This window comes from Variovorax sp. Soil_C_17 (assembly GCF_057657265.1).
The window spans coordinates 95755-109916 of sequence record NZ_JBDGIT010000004.1 but is presented as its reverse complement, the minus strand read 5'-3'; the positions used below and the strand labels follow the sequence as shown (position 1 = coordinate 109916).

Below are 14162 nucleotides of genomic sequence, written 5' to 3'. Positions count from 1 at the left end.
CCCCCGGGATGGAGGCGCCATGCCGCGGTCCTAGTCATTTCTTGCGCATGGCGTCCCATTGCGCGTCGTCCCAGTCCTGCATCGCGCGGAAGGTCGGGCCGCCGGCGCCCTGCATCCAGCGCCCGCCGTCCATCACGATCAGGTCGCCTGTCATGTAGCCCGAGCCATCGGCCGCGAGGTAGGCATACAGGTCGCACAGCTCGCGGTGCTCGCCCAGGCGCCGCAGCGGCACGCCGCGCTCCTGCGCCTCGACCTGGCTGCCCGGCGGAAAGAGCTGCTCCCAGGCGCCCGGCGTCGGGAACAGCCCCGGCGCCACGCAGTTCAGGCGGATGCCCTTGGGCCCCCACTCGACCGCGAGGCTGCGCGTCATCGCGAGCACGCCGGCCTTGGCCGCCGCCGACGGTGCGGTGAAGGCCTGGCCGGTGATCACCGGCGCCGACACGGTGCTGATCACGTTGCCCGGCCGGCCGGCCTCGATCCACCGCCTGCCGGCTGCGATCGCGCAGTAGAAGCTGCCGTGCAGCACGATGTTCAACACGGCGTCGACGGCGCGCGCCGAGAGCTTGTCGGTGCGGGCGATGAAGTTGGCCGCCGCGTTGTTGACCAGCACGTCGAGCGGCCCGGCCTGCCAGAGCCGCTCCATCATGGCCTCGACCTGCTCGGCGTCCCGCACGTCGCAGGTGAGCGTGTCCACGCGGGCGCCGGGCAGCTCGGCGCGAAATTCGTCGGCGGTGGCATCGAGCACCGCAAGCCGCCGGCCGCAGATCACCAGGTGCGCACCGAGTTCGAGATAGCGCCGCCCGATGCTCTTGCCGAGCCCGGTGCCGCCGCCGGTGACGAGGATCTTCTTGCCCGCGAGCAGGTCTTGGCGAAACATGGCGTTCACCTGCCGACGAACTTCGCCGTGCGCTTCTCGGCGAAGGACTTGCGACCCTCGGCCGCATCCTCGGTGCCGTACAGGAAGGTGTTCTTCGCGGTGGCATGCGTCGCCGCGTGCATCCAGCCCTGCCCGAGCGCCAGGCGCGCGTTCTCGATCGTGCCCTGCACCGCCAGCGGCGCCTGCTCGGCCACGCGCTGCGCGTAGGCCAGGGCGCGCTCGAACTGCTCGCCGGCCGGCACGACCTCCTGCACCAGGCCGAGCCGCAGCGCCTCGGCGCTGTCGAACTCGTCGCCGGTCAGAAGCCACTTCATCGCGTTGCCCCAGCCGGCGCGTTCGATGAAGCGGAAGGAGCCGCCGTAGCCGGGCATGATCCCGCGCTTCACCTCGAGCTGCGAGAAGCGGCAGTTGTCCGCCGCGAACACCACGTCGGCGGCGAGCATCAGCTCGATCGCGATGGTGTAGCAGATGCCTTGCATCGCGGCGACCACCGGCTTCGTGCGGTAGGGCTCGCGCAGCTGGCCCGGGTCGACCAGGTTCAGCGGCACGTAGGGCGAGCCGGCCTTGCGGTATTCGGCCATCAGCGGCAGGTCGACGCCGCCGCTGAAATGATCGCCCTTGGCATACAGCAGGCCGACGAACAGCTCCGGCGCGTTCTCCAGCAGGGTGAAGGCTTCGCCGAGCTCGCGGAACATGCGCGGCGTGAAGCCGTTGCGCTTCTCGACGCGGTCCACGCCCATCAGCAGGATCGGCCCGCGCCGCTCGACGACGATCCGGCCCTCGGGGTGGCGTTCAATGGTGGCTTCGTTCACAGCAGTTCTCCATAGCGTTCGACGTGGTGTTCCGAGTTGCCCCAGGTCATGTCGATCGCGGTCAGTCGTTTGAAATAGTGGCCGCACGCCAGCTCCTCGGTCATGCCCATGCCGCCATGGAGCTGCGTGGCCTGCTGGCCGACGTAACGGCCGGAACGCCCGGCCATGGCCTTCGCCGCCGAGGCGGCGCGGCGGCGCAGGGCGCGGTCCGGCGACTCGACGTGTGCGGCAGCCATCAGCGCCAGCGCGCGCGCCTGTTCGACGGCGATGCGCATGTCCGCCGCGCGATGCTGCAGCGCCTGGAAGCTGCCGATCGGCACGCCGAACTGCTTGCGCGTCGAGAGGTGCTCGCAGCTCAGCTCGGTGAGCTTCGCCATGGCGCCGACAGCCTCGGCGGCGAGGGCGGCCAGGCCTTGGTCGCAGGCCCAGTCGGCCATTTCCAGGCCCTGGCCCGGCGTGCCGATCACGCAGGCGTCCTCCACGTCGACGCCTTCGAAGCGAATCTCCGCGGCGCGCTGGCCGTCGAGGGTCGGGTAGCCGTCGATCGCGACGCCTTGGGCATTGGCGTCGACCAGCATCAGCGCCACGCCGGCGCCCGTGTCGGCGGTGGCGATCAGCCAGTCGGCGCTGTCGCCGTGCGGCACCACGGCCTTGGCGCCGTCGAGCCGCCACCCGCCGTCGCGGCGCACTGCCCGCGTCTGCACGTTCTCCAGGTCGTAACGCGCCTGCGGCTCCAGCGCGGCGAGCGCAAAGCGCAGTCGTCCCTCTGCGATCGGTCCGAGGAAGCGATCCTTCTGCGCCTCGCTGCCGAAGGTGGCGAGCAGGCGCGGTGCGATCACGGCGCTGGCGACGTAAGGCTCGATCACCAACCCACGGCCGAGGCCTTCCATCACGATCAGGGTCTCGACCGCGCCCGCACCGATGCCGCCGTGCGCCTCGGGCACGTTCAGCGCGAACAGGCCGAGCTCGGCCATCTGCCGCGCCAGCGCATCGCTCGGACCTTCGGCCAGGCGCTTGCGGCGTGCCTCGAACTCGTACTCGTTTTGCACGAAGCGTGCCATCGTGTCGGCGAGCATCTGCTGCTCTTCGTTCAGCGTGAAGTCCATGGTGGGGCTAGAGCGCGATGAGGGATTTGCCGATCAGCCCGCGCTGGATCTCGTTGGTGCCGCCGTAGATCGCGACCTTGCGCAGGTCAAGGTACTGGCCGGCGAGGGCATTGAGCTGCGTGCCGGCCGGCGTTGGCCCGTCGTAGCCGAACTCGAGCGCGGCCTCGACCAGCGGCACCGCGTAGGGACCGGCGCATTCCATCAGCAGCTCGCCGAGCGCCGCCTGGATCTCGGAGCCGCGCACCTTCAGCATCGACGGCTCTGCGCCAAGCCCGAGGCCGGCGCGCTCGAGTGAGATGAGCCGGGCCAGCGCCCATTCGTGCGCCAGCACGTCGATCTCGATCCTGGCGAGCTTGTCGCGAAAGCGCGAGTCCTCGATCAAAGGGCGGCCGTGCCGCGCCTGCGTGCGCGCCAGCTCCTTGAGCCGGCGCAGCAGCCGCTTGCACATGCCGAGCCCCGCAATGGCGGTGCGCTCGTGGCCGAGCAGGTATTTCGCGATCGCCCAGCCATCGTTCTCGCCACCGATGCGGTTCTCCACCGGCACCCGCACGCCGTCGAGGAAGACTTCGTTGACGTCGTGGCCGCCATCCAGGGTGCGGATCGGCCTGACCGTGATGCCGGGCGTGTCCATCGGGATCAGCAGCAGCGAGATGCCGCGCTGCGGCTTCGCATCGGTCGAGGTGCGCACCAGCGCGAACATCCAGTTGGCCCATTGCGCGTAGGAAGTCCAGGTCTTCTGTCCGCTCACGACGTAGTGCTCACCGTCGCGCTCCGCACGGCTCTTCAGCGAGGCAAGGTCGGAGCCGGCCCCCGGCTCCGAATAGCCCTGGCACCACCAGTCCTCCATCGCCAAGATGCGGGGCAGGAAGCGCGCCTTCTGCGCGTCGCTGCCGAACTTCATCAGCACCGGTCCGATCATCGCGAGGCCGAAGGGCATCTGGCGCGGCGCGCCGGCAGTGAAGCATTCCTCGTCGAAGATGTTGCGCTGGACGGCGTTCCAGCCGCAGCCGCCGTGCTCGACCGGCCAGCCGGGCGCGCCCCAGCCGCGGGCGGCGAGGATGCGCTGCCAGCGCACGTAGTCCGCGCGCGGCACGCGCAGGAAGCCCAGCACCTTCTGCCGGATATCCTCGGGCAGCTGGGCGGCGACGAACGCCCGCACCTCGGTGCGGAAGGCGGCGTCGTCGGTCGATTCGCGAAGATTCATCGTCCCTCGAAGCGCGGCTTGCGCTTCTCCTTGAATGCGAGCTTGCCTTCCTCGAAGTCCTCGCTGAGGTTGGTCTGCATCATGTCGGCGCTGTCGGCCACCAGCGCTTCGTGCAGGGTCTGAAAGGGCAGCTCCCAAAGCTGGCGCTTGATCATCCGCAGCGACAGCGGGGAGCACGCCTGGGCCAGCTCCCGCGCATAGGCATAGGTCGCTTCGGCGAGTTCCTCGCGCGGATGGATGCGGTTCACGAGGCCGAGCCGCAGCGCTTCCTCGCCGCGCACCTTGCGCGCCGACAGCAGCAGGTCGAGCGCGTTGGCGTGGCCAACCGCGTTGCGCAGGGCCCACGCCATGCCGTATTCGGAAGCCAGGCCGAGGCGCGCGAAGGCGGTGGTCAGCACCGCATCGTCGGCCGCGAAGCGGACGTCGGCGAAGAGCGCGTGCACCAGCCCGAGGCCGGCGGTGGCACCGTTGAGCATCGCGATGACCGGCTTGGCGATCGCCGGGAAGTACGCGGCGCGGCTCTGGTAGTCCGGCCGGCGGCTGAAGTCGTAGGCCCGCGGCAGCTTGTGCAGCAGCGAGCGCGGGAAGGCGCCGTCGTCGCCGGCCGACTTGAAGCCGGTCACGTCGCCGCCGGCGCAGAAGGCACGGCCGGCGCCGGTCAGCACGATCACGCGCACCGCCTCGTCGCTCGCGGCCGCATGCATCGCCTGCCAGACCTCCTCGGCCATCACGTCGGTCCAGGCGTTCAGGGCCGCGGGGCGGTTCAGCGTGAGGGTGGCGATCGCGTCGCGCACCTCGTACAGGATCTGTTCGTAGGCCATGGCGTCAGCGCGTGATGTTGGTGATGTCATCGGCACCGTAGCCGAACCAGCCGAGCACTTCGTCGTTGTGCTCGCCGAGCTGCGGCGGCGGCAGGTGGATGCCGCCGGGCGTGCCGGAGAACTGCGTCGGCACGGCGGTCGTCACCATCGGGCCCTCGGTCGGATGCCGGTAGCGGTGAAAAAAGCCGATCTCGTTCAGGTAGGGGTCCGAGAGCATGTCCTCGAAGCGCGCGACCGGCCCGTTCGGCACGTCGATGGCGTCGAGCAGCTCGTGCCACTGCGCGGTCGGCCGGGTCTTCATCTGGTCCGAGACCATGCCGTAGACGCGATCGATGTTCTTCATGCGCCCTTCGTGCGTCGCGAAGACCGGGTCGGTCAGCAACTCGGGCCGGCCGAGCGTCGGCAGCAGGCGCTTCCACTGCTCGTCGTTCACGGCCAGCACGCAGATGTGGCCGTCGCTCGTCTCGTAGGGGCGGCGATGCTCGGAGAGCAGGCGCACGTAGCCGACGCCGCCGCCCATCGGCGGCTCGAAGGCGCCGCCGTACAGGTGCTCCTGCAGGTTGAAGGCAACGATGGTCTCCAGCATCGGCACGCGCACCATCTGGCCAAGGCCTGAGCGCTCGCGTGCGTACAGCGCCATCGCGACGCCGGAGGCCAGCATGTAGCCGCAGAACTTGTCGACGATCACGGTGGGCAGGTAGCGCGCCTGGCCGACCGAGCGCAGCATCAGGTCGGCGATGCCGGCCTCGCCCTGCACCACGTCGTCGAAGGCCGGATCGTTCTCGCGCGGGCCGCCGGGCATGTAGCCGCAGCCATAGCCGTAGACGATGCGCGGGTTGCGCTCGGCAATGTCCTCGTAGGCGACGCCCAGGCGCTTCGCCGCAGCCGGACGCATGCTGTGGATGAACACGTCCGCGCTGTCGACCATGCGCAGCAGGGCCTCGCGGGCCTCCGGCCGCTTCAGGTTCAGCGTCACGCTGCGCTTGTTGCGGTTCATGTTCAAGTGCATCGCGGCCATGTTGGGATGGCGCGAAGGACCGTTCTGGCGGTTCGGGTCGCCCTCGGGCGTCTCGATCTTGATGACGTCGGCGCCCATGTCGCCGAGGATCATCGTCGCGACCGGGCCGAGCACGTTGACCGTGAGATCGATCACGCGCACGCCGGTCAGCGGTCCGGTTCTGGTGGCCAGCCTGGCGTGCAGGGGATCGCCGGCCGGGGCCGGCTCGGGCTGTACCTCGTCCGGCAGCACCGCTGCTTTCACGTGCGCACCTCCGAGCGGGCCTTGAGCATGCGCAGGGGCGTGTACTCCATCACCACCGTGCCGTCGGCCTTCACCACGCGGTTGCGCGTGCGCACGAGGCCGCGCCCGGGCCGGCTCTCGGAGCGGCGCGCCTCGATCACCTCGCATTCGACGTGGATCGTGTCGCCGGCGAAGGTCGGCCCCTTGATATCGAGCTGCATGCCCAGGAAGGCCAGGCCGGTGCCCTGCATCGTGGCCTGCGCGAGCAGCCCCTCGGCGAAGCAGAACACCATGGAGCCGGGCGCCAGGCGCCCCTCGAAGCCGGCGACGTTGCGCAGGAAGTCCAGATTGGTGAACAGCACCTCGGTCATCCCGATCTTGTCGATGAAGCCCACGATGTCGGCCTCGGTGACCGTGCGCCCCACGGTCTTGAACTGCCGCCCCAACGGCAGATCCTCGAAGCAGAAACCGAGACCGACTGTGTCCATGTGCCACCTTTGAACGCAAGAAATTTGCGCTTCCATTGTTGAACGATGTTCGATAATATAAATGCCGGACCGGCGTGCCGTCAACACGACGGCGTCCTCGGAAACCCGCCCGTACCACTGAAATCGAATCGAAGGAGACTCGCTTGGAGACCGACAGCCGCTATGCGCGCTACACGCGCCTGAAGTTCGACCGGCCCCATCCGCGCGTGCTGCGCGTGACGCTGGATTCGCCGCTCAAGATGGGCGCGATGGACGCCGCAATGCACCGCGAGGCCTCGCAGATCTGGGACGACGTCGACGCAGACGACAGCGTCTCGGCGGTGATCGTCACCGGCAGCGGCAAGACCTTCTCCGCCGGCGGCGACCTGCACCACGAGCGCAAGGTGTGCGAGGACTACGCGCTGCGCATGCAGGCCATGAAGGAGTCGCGCGACCTGGTGATGGGGATGATCAACTGCCGCAAGCCCATCGTCGGGGCGGCGCGCGGCTGGGCGGTCGGCGCGGGCCTGGCGCTGCTGATTCTTGCGGACGTGTCGATCGCATCGCGCGACGCCAAGTTCTCCGACGGCCACCTGAAGATCGGCGTGGCGGCCGGCGACCACGCGGCCATCATCTGGCCGCTCCTGTGCGGCATGGCCAAGGCCAAGTACTACCTGATGACGGCGGAGACCTTCACCGGCGAGGAAGCCGAGCGAATGAACCTGATCTCGATGGCGCTGGCCGACGAGGAAGTGGAGGGCAAGGCGGTCGAGGTGGCTTCGCGCCTGGCCGAGAGCGCGCCGGCCGCGGTGCGCTGGACCAAGCAGACGCTGAACCACTGGCTGCGCCAGGCGGCGCCGATCTTCGATGCCTCGCTGGCGCTCGAGTTCATCGGCTTCGCCGGCCCCGAGGGGATGGAGGGCATCGATGCCTTCCTCGGCAAGCGCGCCCCGAAGTTCAGCCCCGACACGCCGCTCTAGCATGCTGCAGACCATCGGCGAGCTGCTGGAACGCAACGCCCGCTTCCATCCGGAGCGAGAGGCGCTGGTGTGCGAGGGCCGGCGGCTGAACCATCGCCAGTTGCTCGAGCGCGCCAGGCGCCTGGCCGACGGCCTGCACCGCCTGGGCCTGCGGCGGCAGGACCGGGTCGCGATCCTGTCGATGAACAACGCCGAGTACATCGAGCTGCTGGCCGCCGGCGACTGGGCAGGCTACATCGTGGCGACGGTCAATTTCCGTTTGGCCGCGGCCGAGGTCGAATGGCTGCTGGGCGATGCGACGCCGCGCGTGCTGGTGTTCGAGGCGCAGTATGCGGCGCTGGTCGACACGCTGCGGCCGCGGCTCGCGACCATCGAGGCCTATGTGTGCATCGGCGGCCCCGCGCCGGGCTGGGCCAACGACTACGAGGCCGTCGTCGAGCAGGGCTCCCTCGAGGGGCCGCCATTCCGCTCGCAGGCGCAGGACTACGGGCCGCTGGTCTATACCAGCGGCACCACCGGCCGGCCCAAGGGCGCGCTGCGCGCGCAGTGGCGCTGGGTGCGCACGGCCGATGCGGGCTCGCGCATGAGCGAGCTCGACTCCGACACGCGCATGCTGCTGACGACGCCCGCCTTCCACGTCGGCGTGATCGGCTATGCGCTGCAGGTCCGGTGGTGCGCCGGCACGCTCGTGCTGCACCGCGGCTTCGATGCGGCGAACGTGATCCGTACGATCGAGCAGGAGCGCATCAGCTTCACCTTCGTTGTGTCGGCGATGCTGCGGGCGATCCTCGATTCGCCGGCGATCGGCAATGCGGACCTGTCGAGCCTGCACAACGTCGTGGCTGCCGCGGCGCCGGTGCCGGTGGCGCTGCTGCGGCGGGCGTTCGAGCGCATCGGGCCGGTGTTCTCGGTGCAATACGGCGCGACCGAAACCGCTGGGTGCGGCATGTACCGCCATGAGCTGAAGCCCTTTGGCGATGCGCGCGACGTGAACCGCATCGCCTCGGTGGGCCACCCGGGGCAGGGCACGCGGATCCGCGTGGTCGGGGATGACGGCAAGGACTGCCTTGCCGGCGCCGCAGGGGAAGTCTGGACCTTCACCGACGAACGCATGGACGGCTATTGGAACAACACCGCCGCGACGCTGGAGGCGCTGCGGGATGGCTGGTATCGCACCGGCGACGTCGGCTATGTGGACGAGGACGGCTACCTGTTCCTGGTCGACCGAAAAAAGGACATGATCATTTCGGGCGGCGAGAACATCTACAGCCGCGAGGTCGAGGAAGCGGTGCAGGCCTATCCGGGCATCGTCGAGTGCGCGGTGATCGGGGTGCCCGATGCGAAGTGGGGCGAGGCGGTGAAGGCCTACGTGGTCTGCGCCAATGGCGCGAGCGCGCCGGAGGCCGAGGTGATCGCCCATTGCAAGCGCCTGATCGCCGGCTACAAGTGCCCGAAGCAGGTCGAGGCGATCGGCGAGCTGCCCCGGGTGGCGAGCGGCAAGGTGGACAAGGTGGCGTTGCGCGAGCGCGCCAGGAGGTCGATGTGACCGCCCTGTTCGAAATCCATGTTGCCGAACGCATCGCGACCCTCACGCTGTGCCGCGCGCCGGTGAACGCGCTGAGTGAGGAATGGGGCGAAGCCTTCGGTGCGCTGCTCGACCAACTCGCCCCACGCGACGACTGGACGGTGCTGCATCTGCGCAGCAGCCAGAAGGTGTTCGCGGCCGGCGCCGACCTGGCGCAGATCGATGGCTGGGCCGGTCAAGACCGGGCGGGACCGCGGCTCGCGCTCTACATCGAGCGGCTGCAGGCGGTGTTCGGCCGGCTCGCAAGCCTGCCGCAGGTCACGCTGGCGGAGATCGGCGGCGCCGCGCTCGGCGGCGGGCTGGAGCTGGCCCTGTGCTGCGACCTGCGCATCGCCGCGAACGAAGCCAAGCTCGGCCTGCCCGAAGCCGGCCTGGGCCTGATTCCCGGCCTCGGCGGTACGCAACGCCTGACGCGGCTGGCGGGCGCCGGCATCGCGAGCCGGCTGATCCTGGGGGCCGAGGTGCTGGACGGCACGGCCGCGAAAGAGCTCGGCCTCGTGCAATGGGCCGTGCCCCGGGCCGCGATCGCCGGCGAGGCATCGCAGCTGGCACGGCGCGTTGCCGCGCTGCCGCCGCCGGCATTGCGTGTCGCCAAGCAGTTGATCGCGGCCGCCGGCGCTTCGGCCACCACCGGCTACGCGCTCGAACGCGAGCTCGGCGGTGCCTTGCTCGAAACGCCGGAGGCGCGCGAACGCATCGCGGCTTTCCTGCAGCGCAGCGCCAGGTCCGCACCGATCCCATCCCCTTGAAACCTGGAGACCCATTCATGACCGAGACCCCCGACACCTCTTGGCGCGCCGTCACCGACCTGGCCGGCAAGAGCGTCGTCATGACCGGCTGCGCCTCCGGCATCGGACGCGCCACGGCGCTGCAGTTCGCCAGCGCCGGCGCCGCCGTGTACGCCGGCGACAGGAATGTGGCCGACGGCGAGGCCACCATCGCGCAGATCCGCGCCGGCGGCGGCCGCGGCGAGTTCTTTGCCCTGGACCTCGGCGACGCAGCGACCATCGACGCCTTCGTCGACGCTGCCGTGGCGCGGATCGGCGGCGCGCCGGACATCATCGCGAACGTCGCCGGCCTCGACCGGGTGATGCCCTTCCTCGAGAACACGCCCGACGTGTGGGACCTGCTCGCGCAGGTGAACTACATCGGCCCGGTGCGCATGATCCACCGCTTCCTGCCGCACATGATCGAGCGGCGCCGGGGCAAGATCGTGATGGTGGCGAGCGACGCCGGCCGCGTCGGCAGCATGGGCGAGACCTTCTATGCCGGTACCAAGGGCGCGGTGATCGCTTTCACGAAGTCGCTGGCGCGCGAGACGGCGCGCTCGGGCATCACCTGCAACTGCGTCGCGCCGGGGCCGACCGACACGCCGCTGTTCAACGGCACCATTCCCGAGGGCAAGCTGCGCGACGCGCTGATCAAGGCGATCCCGCTGAAGCGGCTGGCGCAGCCGGTCGAGATCGCGCACACCATCGTCTACCTCGCGACGCCGGCCACCGACTTCATGACCGGCCAAGTGGTGTCCGTCAGCGGCGGCCTGACGATGCATGGCTGACGAGCGAGCAGGGACCCCGATGAACCCCGAGAAAGAATTCTTCGAGCACCTGGCTTCCGGGCGCTTCATGATCCAGAAGAGCCGCAGCACCGGCGGCCATGTGTACTACCCGCGCGTGGCCGAACCGGGCACCGGCGCGACCGACCTCGAATGGGTGGAGGCCTGCGGCCGCGGCACGGTCTACTCGACGACGGTGATCCGCGGCAAGCCGCCGGCACCGAACGCCAACCTTGCTCTGATCGATCTTGCCGAGGGGCCGCGCATGATGAGCCGCATCGACGGCATCGCGCCCGAGGCGGTGAAGATCGGCATGGCGGTGCGCGCCAGGGTCATCACCGACGATGACCATCCGCTGGTTGTCTTCGAACCGGCGGAGGACTGAGCGATGCAGGAACACTTTCCCCGCGGCCGCAGCGCGATCGTCGGCGCTGCCACTTTCGGCTGCGGCGCTGCGCCGGGGTACAGCGCGATGGAGCTGGCGCATCGGGCGAGCGTGCTCGCGCTGGCCCAGGCCGGACTGAAGCCATCGGATGTCGATGGCCTGTTCGTCGTGGTCATGGACGACTCGCTGTCCGGCCTTACTTTCGCCGAGACGCTCGGCGTTCATCCGCGGTTCCTCGACAACAACCGCACCGGCGGCTCCTCGTTCCAGGTGCATGCGATGCTGGCCGCGCTGGCGCTCGATGCCGGCCTGTGCGAGGTGGCGTTGATCGCCTATGGCAGCAACCAGCGCAGCAGCACCGGCAAGCTGCTGCAATCGTCGCGGCCCTCGCCGTGGGAGTCGCCGTACAAGCCGCTGCGTCCGATCTCGTCGTATGCGCTCGCCGCCGCGCGCCACATGCACCGGTACGGCACGACCAAGGAGCAGCTCGGCGCCGTCGCCGTGGCCGCGCGCCAGTGGGCAATGCTGAACCCCGAAGCTTTCGTGCGCGAGCCGCTGACGATGGAGGACTACCTGAAGGCCCGCCTGGTTGCCGACCCCTTCGGTGTGCGCGACTGCTGCCTGGTCACCGACGGCGCGGCCGCGGTGGTGCTCACGCGCGCGGAGCGTGCGAAGGATCTGTGCCGGCGCCCGGTGTACCTGCTCGGCGGCGCGCAGGCGACGACGCACCGCGAGATCGCGAGCATGCCCGACCTCACCGTCACCGCACTCGCCGAGGCCGGCCCGCGCGCCTATGCACAGGCCGGCGTGAGCCCCAAGGACATCGACGTGGTCGAGCTGTACGACGCGTTCACGATCAACCCGATTCTGTTCCTCGAGGACCTCGGTTTCTGCGAGAAGGGCGAAGGCGGCCGCTTTGTCGAAGGCGGGCGCATTGCGCCTGGCGGCAAACTGGCGGTGAACACCAATGGCGGCGGCCTGTCCTGCGTGCACCCGGGCATGTATGGCCTGTTCACGATCGTCGAGGCGGCCCGCCAGCTCTCGGGCAGCGCCGGCGAGCGGCAGGTGCCGGACGCGAAGCTGGCGATCGCGCAGGGCAACGGCGGCGAGCTGTCGCACCAGGCACTCGTGATCCTCGGCAGCGAAGAGACGCTATAGGCATAGGAATCGAAATGCTCGACTACGAGATCTGCAAGAACTGGACTTTCCCCGACCGCGTTCATCGCTATACCGAGCGCGACACGATGCTGTATGCGCTGGGCCTGGGCTTCGGCCAGGACCCGATGGATCGCGGCGCGCTGCGCTTCGTCTACGAAGAGGAGCTGCAGGCGGTCCCGACCATGGCCGCGGTGATGGGCTCGCCCGGCATCTGGTGGCGCGACCCGAAGACCGGTGCCGATGCCGTCAAGCTGGTTCATGGCGAGCAGGACGTGCGGGTGCTGCGGCCCTTGCCGGTCAAGGGCTGCGTGACCGCGCGCAACCGCGTGATCTCGCTGACCGACAAGGGCGCCGGCAAGGGGGCGGTCGCGGTGGTGCTGCGCACGCTGGTCGACGCGGCCAGCGGCGACACGGTGGCGGAGAGCCGCAACGTGACCTTCCTGCGCGGCGACGGCGGCTTCAGCGCCGATGGCGGCCAGAGCGATCCTGGCCCCGAGCCGCTGCCTGCCGTGCCCGAGCGCGCGGCCGATGTCGAGGTGAGCTATGCCACGCGGCCCGAGGCCGCCTTGATCTACCGCCTGAGCGGCGACGTGAATCCGCTGCATGCCGATCCCGAAGTGGCGGCGAAGGCCGGCTTCGATCGGCCGATCCTGCACGGCCTGTGCACCTACGGCATGGCAGGGCGCGCGGTGATCGAGCAGGTGCTCGACCACGATGCGGCACGTCTGAAGCGCCTGGCGCTGCGCTTCACCTCGCCGGTCTGGCCGGGCGAGACCGTGCGCTACGAACTGTGGCGCGAGGGTGGGGCGCTGCTGCGGCTGCGCGCCAGCGTCGATGCGCGAAAGACGGTGGTGCTGAACAACGGCTTGGTCGAGCTCGGCTGATTCGAACAGAAGGGCCTGCGCGGCATGTTCCAGCGCGCTGCAAAGGCGCGCACGGGCCCGCTGCGGTGCGCCACTGTGGTGGTCCCAGACACCCAAACACGCAAGCACCCACGACAGCAGTGGCCTCCAGGCTCAGTCTTTCTCCCTTGATGGGCCGCGGGCCTTCAGGCGCACGACGCTGTCGCCATAGGGCTCGTCGCGGTTCTTAAGCGCCTCTTTCAGCCCGGCCGACGCCATGTCGGCCTTGAACTGCGTGCGCCGCGGTCCGCTGGCCAGGTGCGCGCGTGCATCGAGCTCGGCCGTCAGGCGTTGCAGCGTACGCACATGCATCAGTTCCATGCCGAGGTTGATGACCCGCTTGTGCGCTGCGAGCAGTTCGACATCGGTCAGGGCGATGCGGCGCGCAAGTTCGGCAACCTCGTCTTCGAGCCGATCGGCCGGCACGGCTTCCATCACCAAGCCGAGGCGCGCTGCATCGAGGCCGCTCAGGCAGTCGCCGGTGAACATCAGCCGCTTGGCCCATTGCGGGCCGGCGTGCGCGAGCCAGAACTGCGTCGGCGGTGTGCCGTTGGCGCGCGTCGCCGGAAAACCGATGCGCGCGTCCTCGGCCGCCAGCACCAGGTCGCACAGGAAGGCGAGGTCGGTGCCGCCGGCCAGGCAGTTGCCGTGGATCTTGGCGACCACCGGCTTGTGCAGGTCGAAGATTCGCATGCGCTGTTCGAGCGTGCGTTCGAGCGCCCAGCAATCGTCATCGAAGCCGCTGCGCTGGCTGCGGTACAGCGCCGGGTCGTAGGGCATGTCCTCGGGGGCGATGCCGGCGTAGGCACCCGTCAAGTCGTAGCCGGCGCAGAAGTCGTGCCCGGCGCCGTCGATCACGATCACGCTCACATCGCGCCGGTCGTCGGCCTCGAGCAAAGCCTGCTCGAGCTCGCCCAGCATGGCGTCGGACAGCGCGTTGCGCTTGTCGGGCCGGTTCAGCGTGATGCGCGCCACCCGCTCTTCGATCCTGAAAAGAATCGTCTCGCTGCTCTTGAGCCACTTGTTCATGACTTGTCTCCGTGCAGTGCGGCCTTGGCCTCGTCTTCGAC

The 14162-nt window shown here is 69.5% G+C and carries 15 protein-coding genes; 7 read left to right on the top strand and 8 right to left on the bottom strand.

Annotated elements, in window-relative coordinates:
• Positions 1 to 34: 34 nt before the first annotated feature.
• From AC3A6Y_RS20570 to AC3A6Y_RS20540, 7 genes are read right to left on the bottom strand one after another with little or no spacing between them, the layout of a single operon-like run.
• On the bottom strand, positions 35 to 877 hold the full coding sequence (locus AC3A6Y_RS20570) for an SDR family oxidoreductase (protein WP_487870079.1): 843 nt from the start codon (positions 875 to 877) through the stop codon (positions 35 to 37).
• 5 nt (positions 878 to 882) lie between these two features.
• Complete coding sequence (locus AC3A6Y_RS20565; RefSeq protein ID WP_487870078.1) at positions 883 to 1689, bottom strand: crotonase/enoyl-CoA hydratase family protein; 807 nt, start codon at positions 1687 to 1689, stop codon at positions 883 to 885.
• A complete protein-coding gene (locus AC3A6Y_RS20560) occupies positions 1686 to 2795 on the bottom strand; it encodes an acyl-CoA dehydrogenase family protein (RefSeq protein ID WP_487870077.1) in 1110 nt (369 codons plus the stop codon). The genes AC3A6Y_RS20565 and AC3A6Y_RS20560 overlap by 4 nt, the downstream gene beginning before the upstream one ends.
• A 7-nt stretch (positions 2796 to 2802) precedes the next feature.
• On the bottom strand, positions 2803 to 3999 hold the full coding sequence (locus AC3A6Y_RS20555; RefSeq protein WP_487870076.1) for an acyl-CoA dehydrogenase family protein: 1197 nt from the start codon (positions 3997 to 3999) through the stop codon (positions 2803 to 2805).
• Complete coding sequence (locus tag AC3A6Y_RS20550; RefSeq protein WP_487870075.1) at positions 3996 to 4820, bottom strand: enoyl-CoA hydratase; 825 nt, start codon at positions 4818 to 4820, stop codon at positions 3996 to 3998. Before AC3A6Y_RS20550 ends, AC3A6Y_RS20555 begins: the two co-directional genes overlap by 4 nt.
• Before the next feature lie 4 nt (positions 4821 to 4824).
• Entirely contained in the window at positions 4825 to 6081 is a 1257-nt protein-coding gene (locus AC3A6Y_RS20545) for a CaiB/BaiF CoA transferase family protein (protein ID WP_487870074.1), read from the bottom strand.
• The gene (locus AC3A6Y_RS20540) at positions 6078 to 6548 is read right to left on the bottom strand and encodes a MaoC family dehydratase (RefSeq protein ID WP_106556912.1); all 471 of its coding nucleotides are present in this window, start codon (positions 6546 to 6548) and stop codon (positions 6078 to 6080) included. The genes AC3A6Y_RS20545 and AC3A6Y_RS20540 overlap by 4 nt, the downstream gene beginning before the upstream one ends.
• A 143-nt stretch (positions 6549 to 6691) precedes the next feature.
• Here AC3A6Y_RS20540 and AC3A6Y_RS20535 point away from each other — a divergent pair, with 143 nt between their 5' ends.
• Genes AC3A6Y_RS20535 through AC3A6Y_RS20505 form a run of 7 tightly spaced genes read left to right on the top strand, consistent with a single transcriptional unit; the run spans position 6692 to position 13074 of the window.
• Positions 6692 to 7507, top strand: coding sequence for an enoyl-CoA hydratase/isomerase family protein (locus AC3A6Y_RS20535; protein ID WP_487870073.1), 816 nt, complete (start codon positions 6692 to 6694; stop codon positions 7505 to 7507).
• 1 nt (position 7508) lies between these two features.
• Positions 7509 to 9053, top strand: a complete 1545-nt coding sequence (locus AC3A6Y_RS20530; protein ID WP_487870072.1) for a class I adenylate-forming enzyme family protein — start codon at positions 7509 to 7511, stop codon at positions 9051 to 9053.
• Positions 9050 to 9841, top strand: a complete 792-nt coding sequence (locus AC3A6Y_RS20525; protein ID WP_487870071.1) for an enoyl-CoA hydratase/isomerase family protein — start codon at positions 9050 to 9052, stop codon at positions 9839 to 9841. Before AC3A6Y_RS20530 ends, AC3A6Y_RS20525 begins: the two co-directional genes overlap by 4 nt.
• Before the next feature lie 17 nt (positions 9842 to 9858).
• Complete coding sequence (locus tag AC3A6Y_RS20520; RefSeq protein WP_487870070.1) at positions 9859 to 10650, top strand: SDR family NAD(P)-dependent oxidoreductase; 792 nt, start codon at positions 9859 to 9861, stop codon at positions 10648 to 10650.
• A 19-nt stretch (positions 10651 to 10669) separates the two neighbouring features.
• Positions 10670 to 11032, top strand: a complete 363-nt coding sequence (locus AC3A6Y_RS20515) for a Zn-ribbon domain-containing OB-fold protein (RefSeq protein WP_487870069.1) — start codon at positions 10670 to 10672, stop codon at positions 11030 to 11032.
• A gap of 3 nt (positions 11033 to 11035) precedes the next feature.
• On the top strand, positions 11036 to 12190 hold the full coding sequence (locus tag AC3A6Y_RS20510; RefSeq protein ID WP_487870068.1) for a thiolase: 1155 nt from the start codon (positions 11036 to 11038) through the stop codon (positions 12188 to 12190).
• Positions 12191 to 12204: 14 nt separating this feature from the next.
• Positions 12205 to 13074, top strand: a complete 870-nt coding sequence (locus tag AC3A6Y_RS20505; RefSeq protein WP_487870067.1) for a MaoC/PaaZ C-terminal domain-containing protein — start codon at positions 12205 to 12207, stop codon at positions 13072 to 13074.
• Positions 13075 to 13206: 132 nt separating this feature from the next.
• Here AC3A6Y_RS20505 and AC3A6Y_RS20500 read toward each other — a convergent pair whose 3' ends face one another.
• Positions 13207 to 14121: a crotonase/enoyl-CoA hydratase family protein gene (locus tag AC3A6Y_RS20500; protein ID WP_487870066.1), complete on the bottom strand. Its 915-nt coding sequence runs from the start codon at positions 14119 to 14121 to the stop codon at positions 13207 to 13209.
• Positions 14122 to 14162: the final 41 nt, after the last annotated feature.

Coding starts and splice junctions, on each gene's coding strand:
- AC3A6Y_RS20570 (WP_487870079.1), bottom strand. CDS start 877: ATGTTTCGCCAAGACCTGCTCGCGGGCAAGAAGATCCTCGTCACCGGC.
- AC3A6Y_RS20515 (WP_487870069.1), top strand. CDS start 10,670: ATGAACCCCGAGAAAGAATTCTTCGAGCACCTGGCTTCCGGGCGCTTC.
- AC3A6Y_RS20505 (WP_487870067.1), top strand. CDS start 12,205: ATGCTCGACTACGAGATCTGCAAGAACTGGACTTTCCCCGACCGCGTT.
- AC3A6Y_RS20550 (WP_487870075.1), bottom strand. CDS start 4,820: ATGGCCTACGAACAGATCCTGTACGAGGTGCGCGACGCGATCGCCACC.
- AC3A6Y_RS20530 (WP_487870072.1), top strand. CDS start 7,509: ATGCTGCAGACCATCGGCGAGCTGCTGGAACGCAACGCCCGCTTCCAT.
- AC3A6Y_RS20500 (WP_487870066.1), bottom strand. CDS start 14,121: ATGAACAAGTGGCTCAAGAGCAGCGAGACGATTCTTTTCAGGATCGAA.
- AC3A6Y_RS20555 (WP_487870076.1), bottom strand. CDS start 3,999: ATGAATCTTCGCGAATCGACCGACGACGCCGCCTTCCGCACCGAGGTG.
- AC3A6Y_RS20520 (WP_487870070.1), top strand. CDS start 9,859: ATGACCGAGACCCCCGACACCTCTTGGCGCGCCGTCACCGACCTGGCC.
- AC3A6Y_RS20540 (WP_106556912.1), bottom strand. CDS start 6,548: ATGGACACAGTCGGTCTCGGTTTCTGCTTCGAGGATCTGCCGTTGGGG.
- AC3A6Y_RS20510 (WP_487870068.1), top strand. CDS start 11,036: ATGCAGGAACACTTTCCCCGCGGCCGCAGCGCGATCGTCGGCGCTGCC.
- AC3A6Y_RS20560 (WP_487870077.1), bottom strand. CDS start 2,795: ATGGACTTCACGCTGAACGAAGAGCAGCAGATGCTCGCCGACACGATG.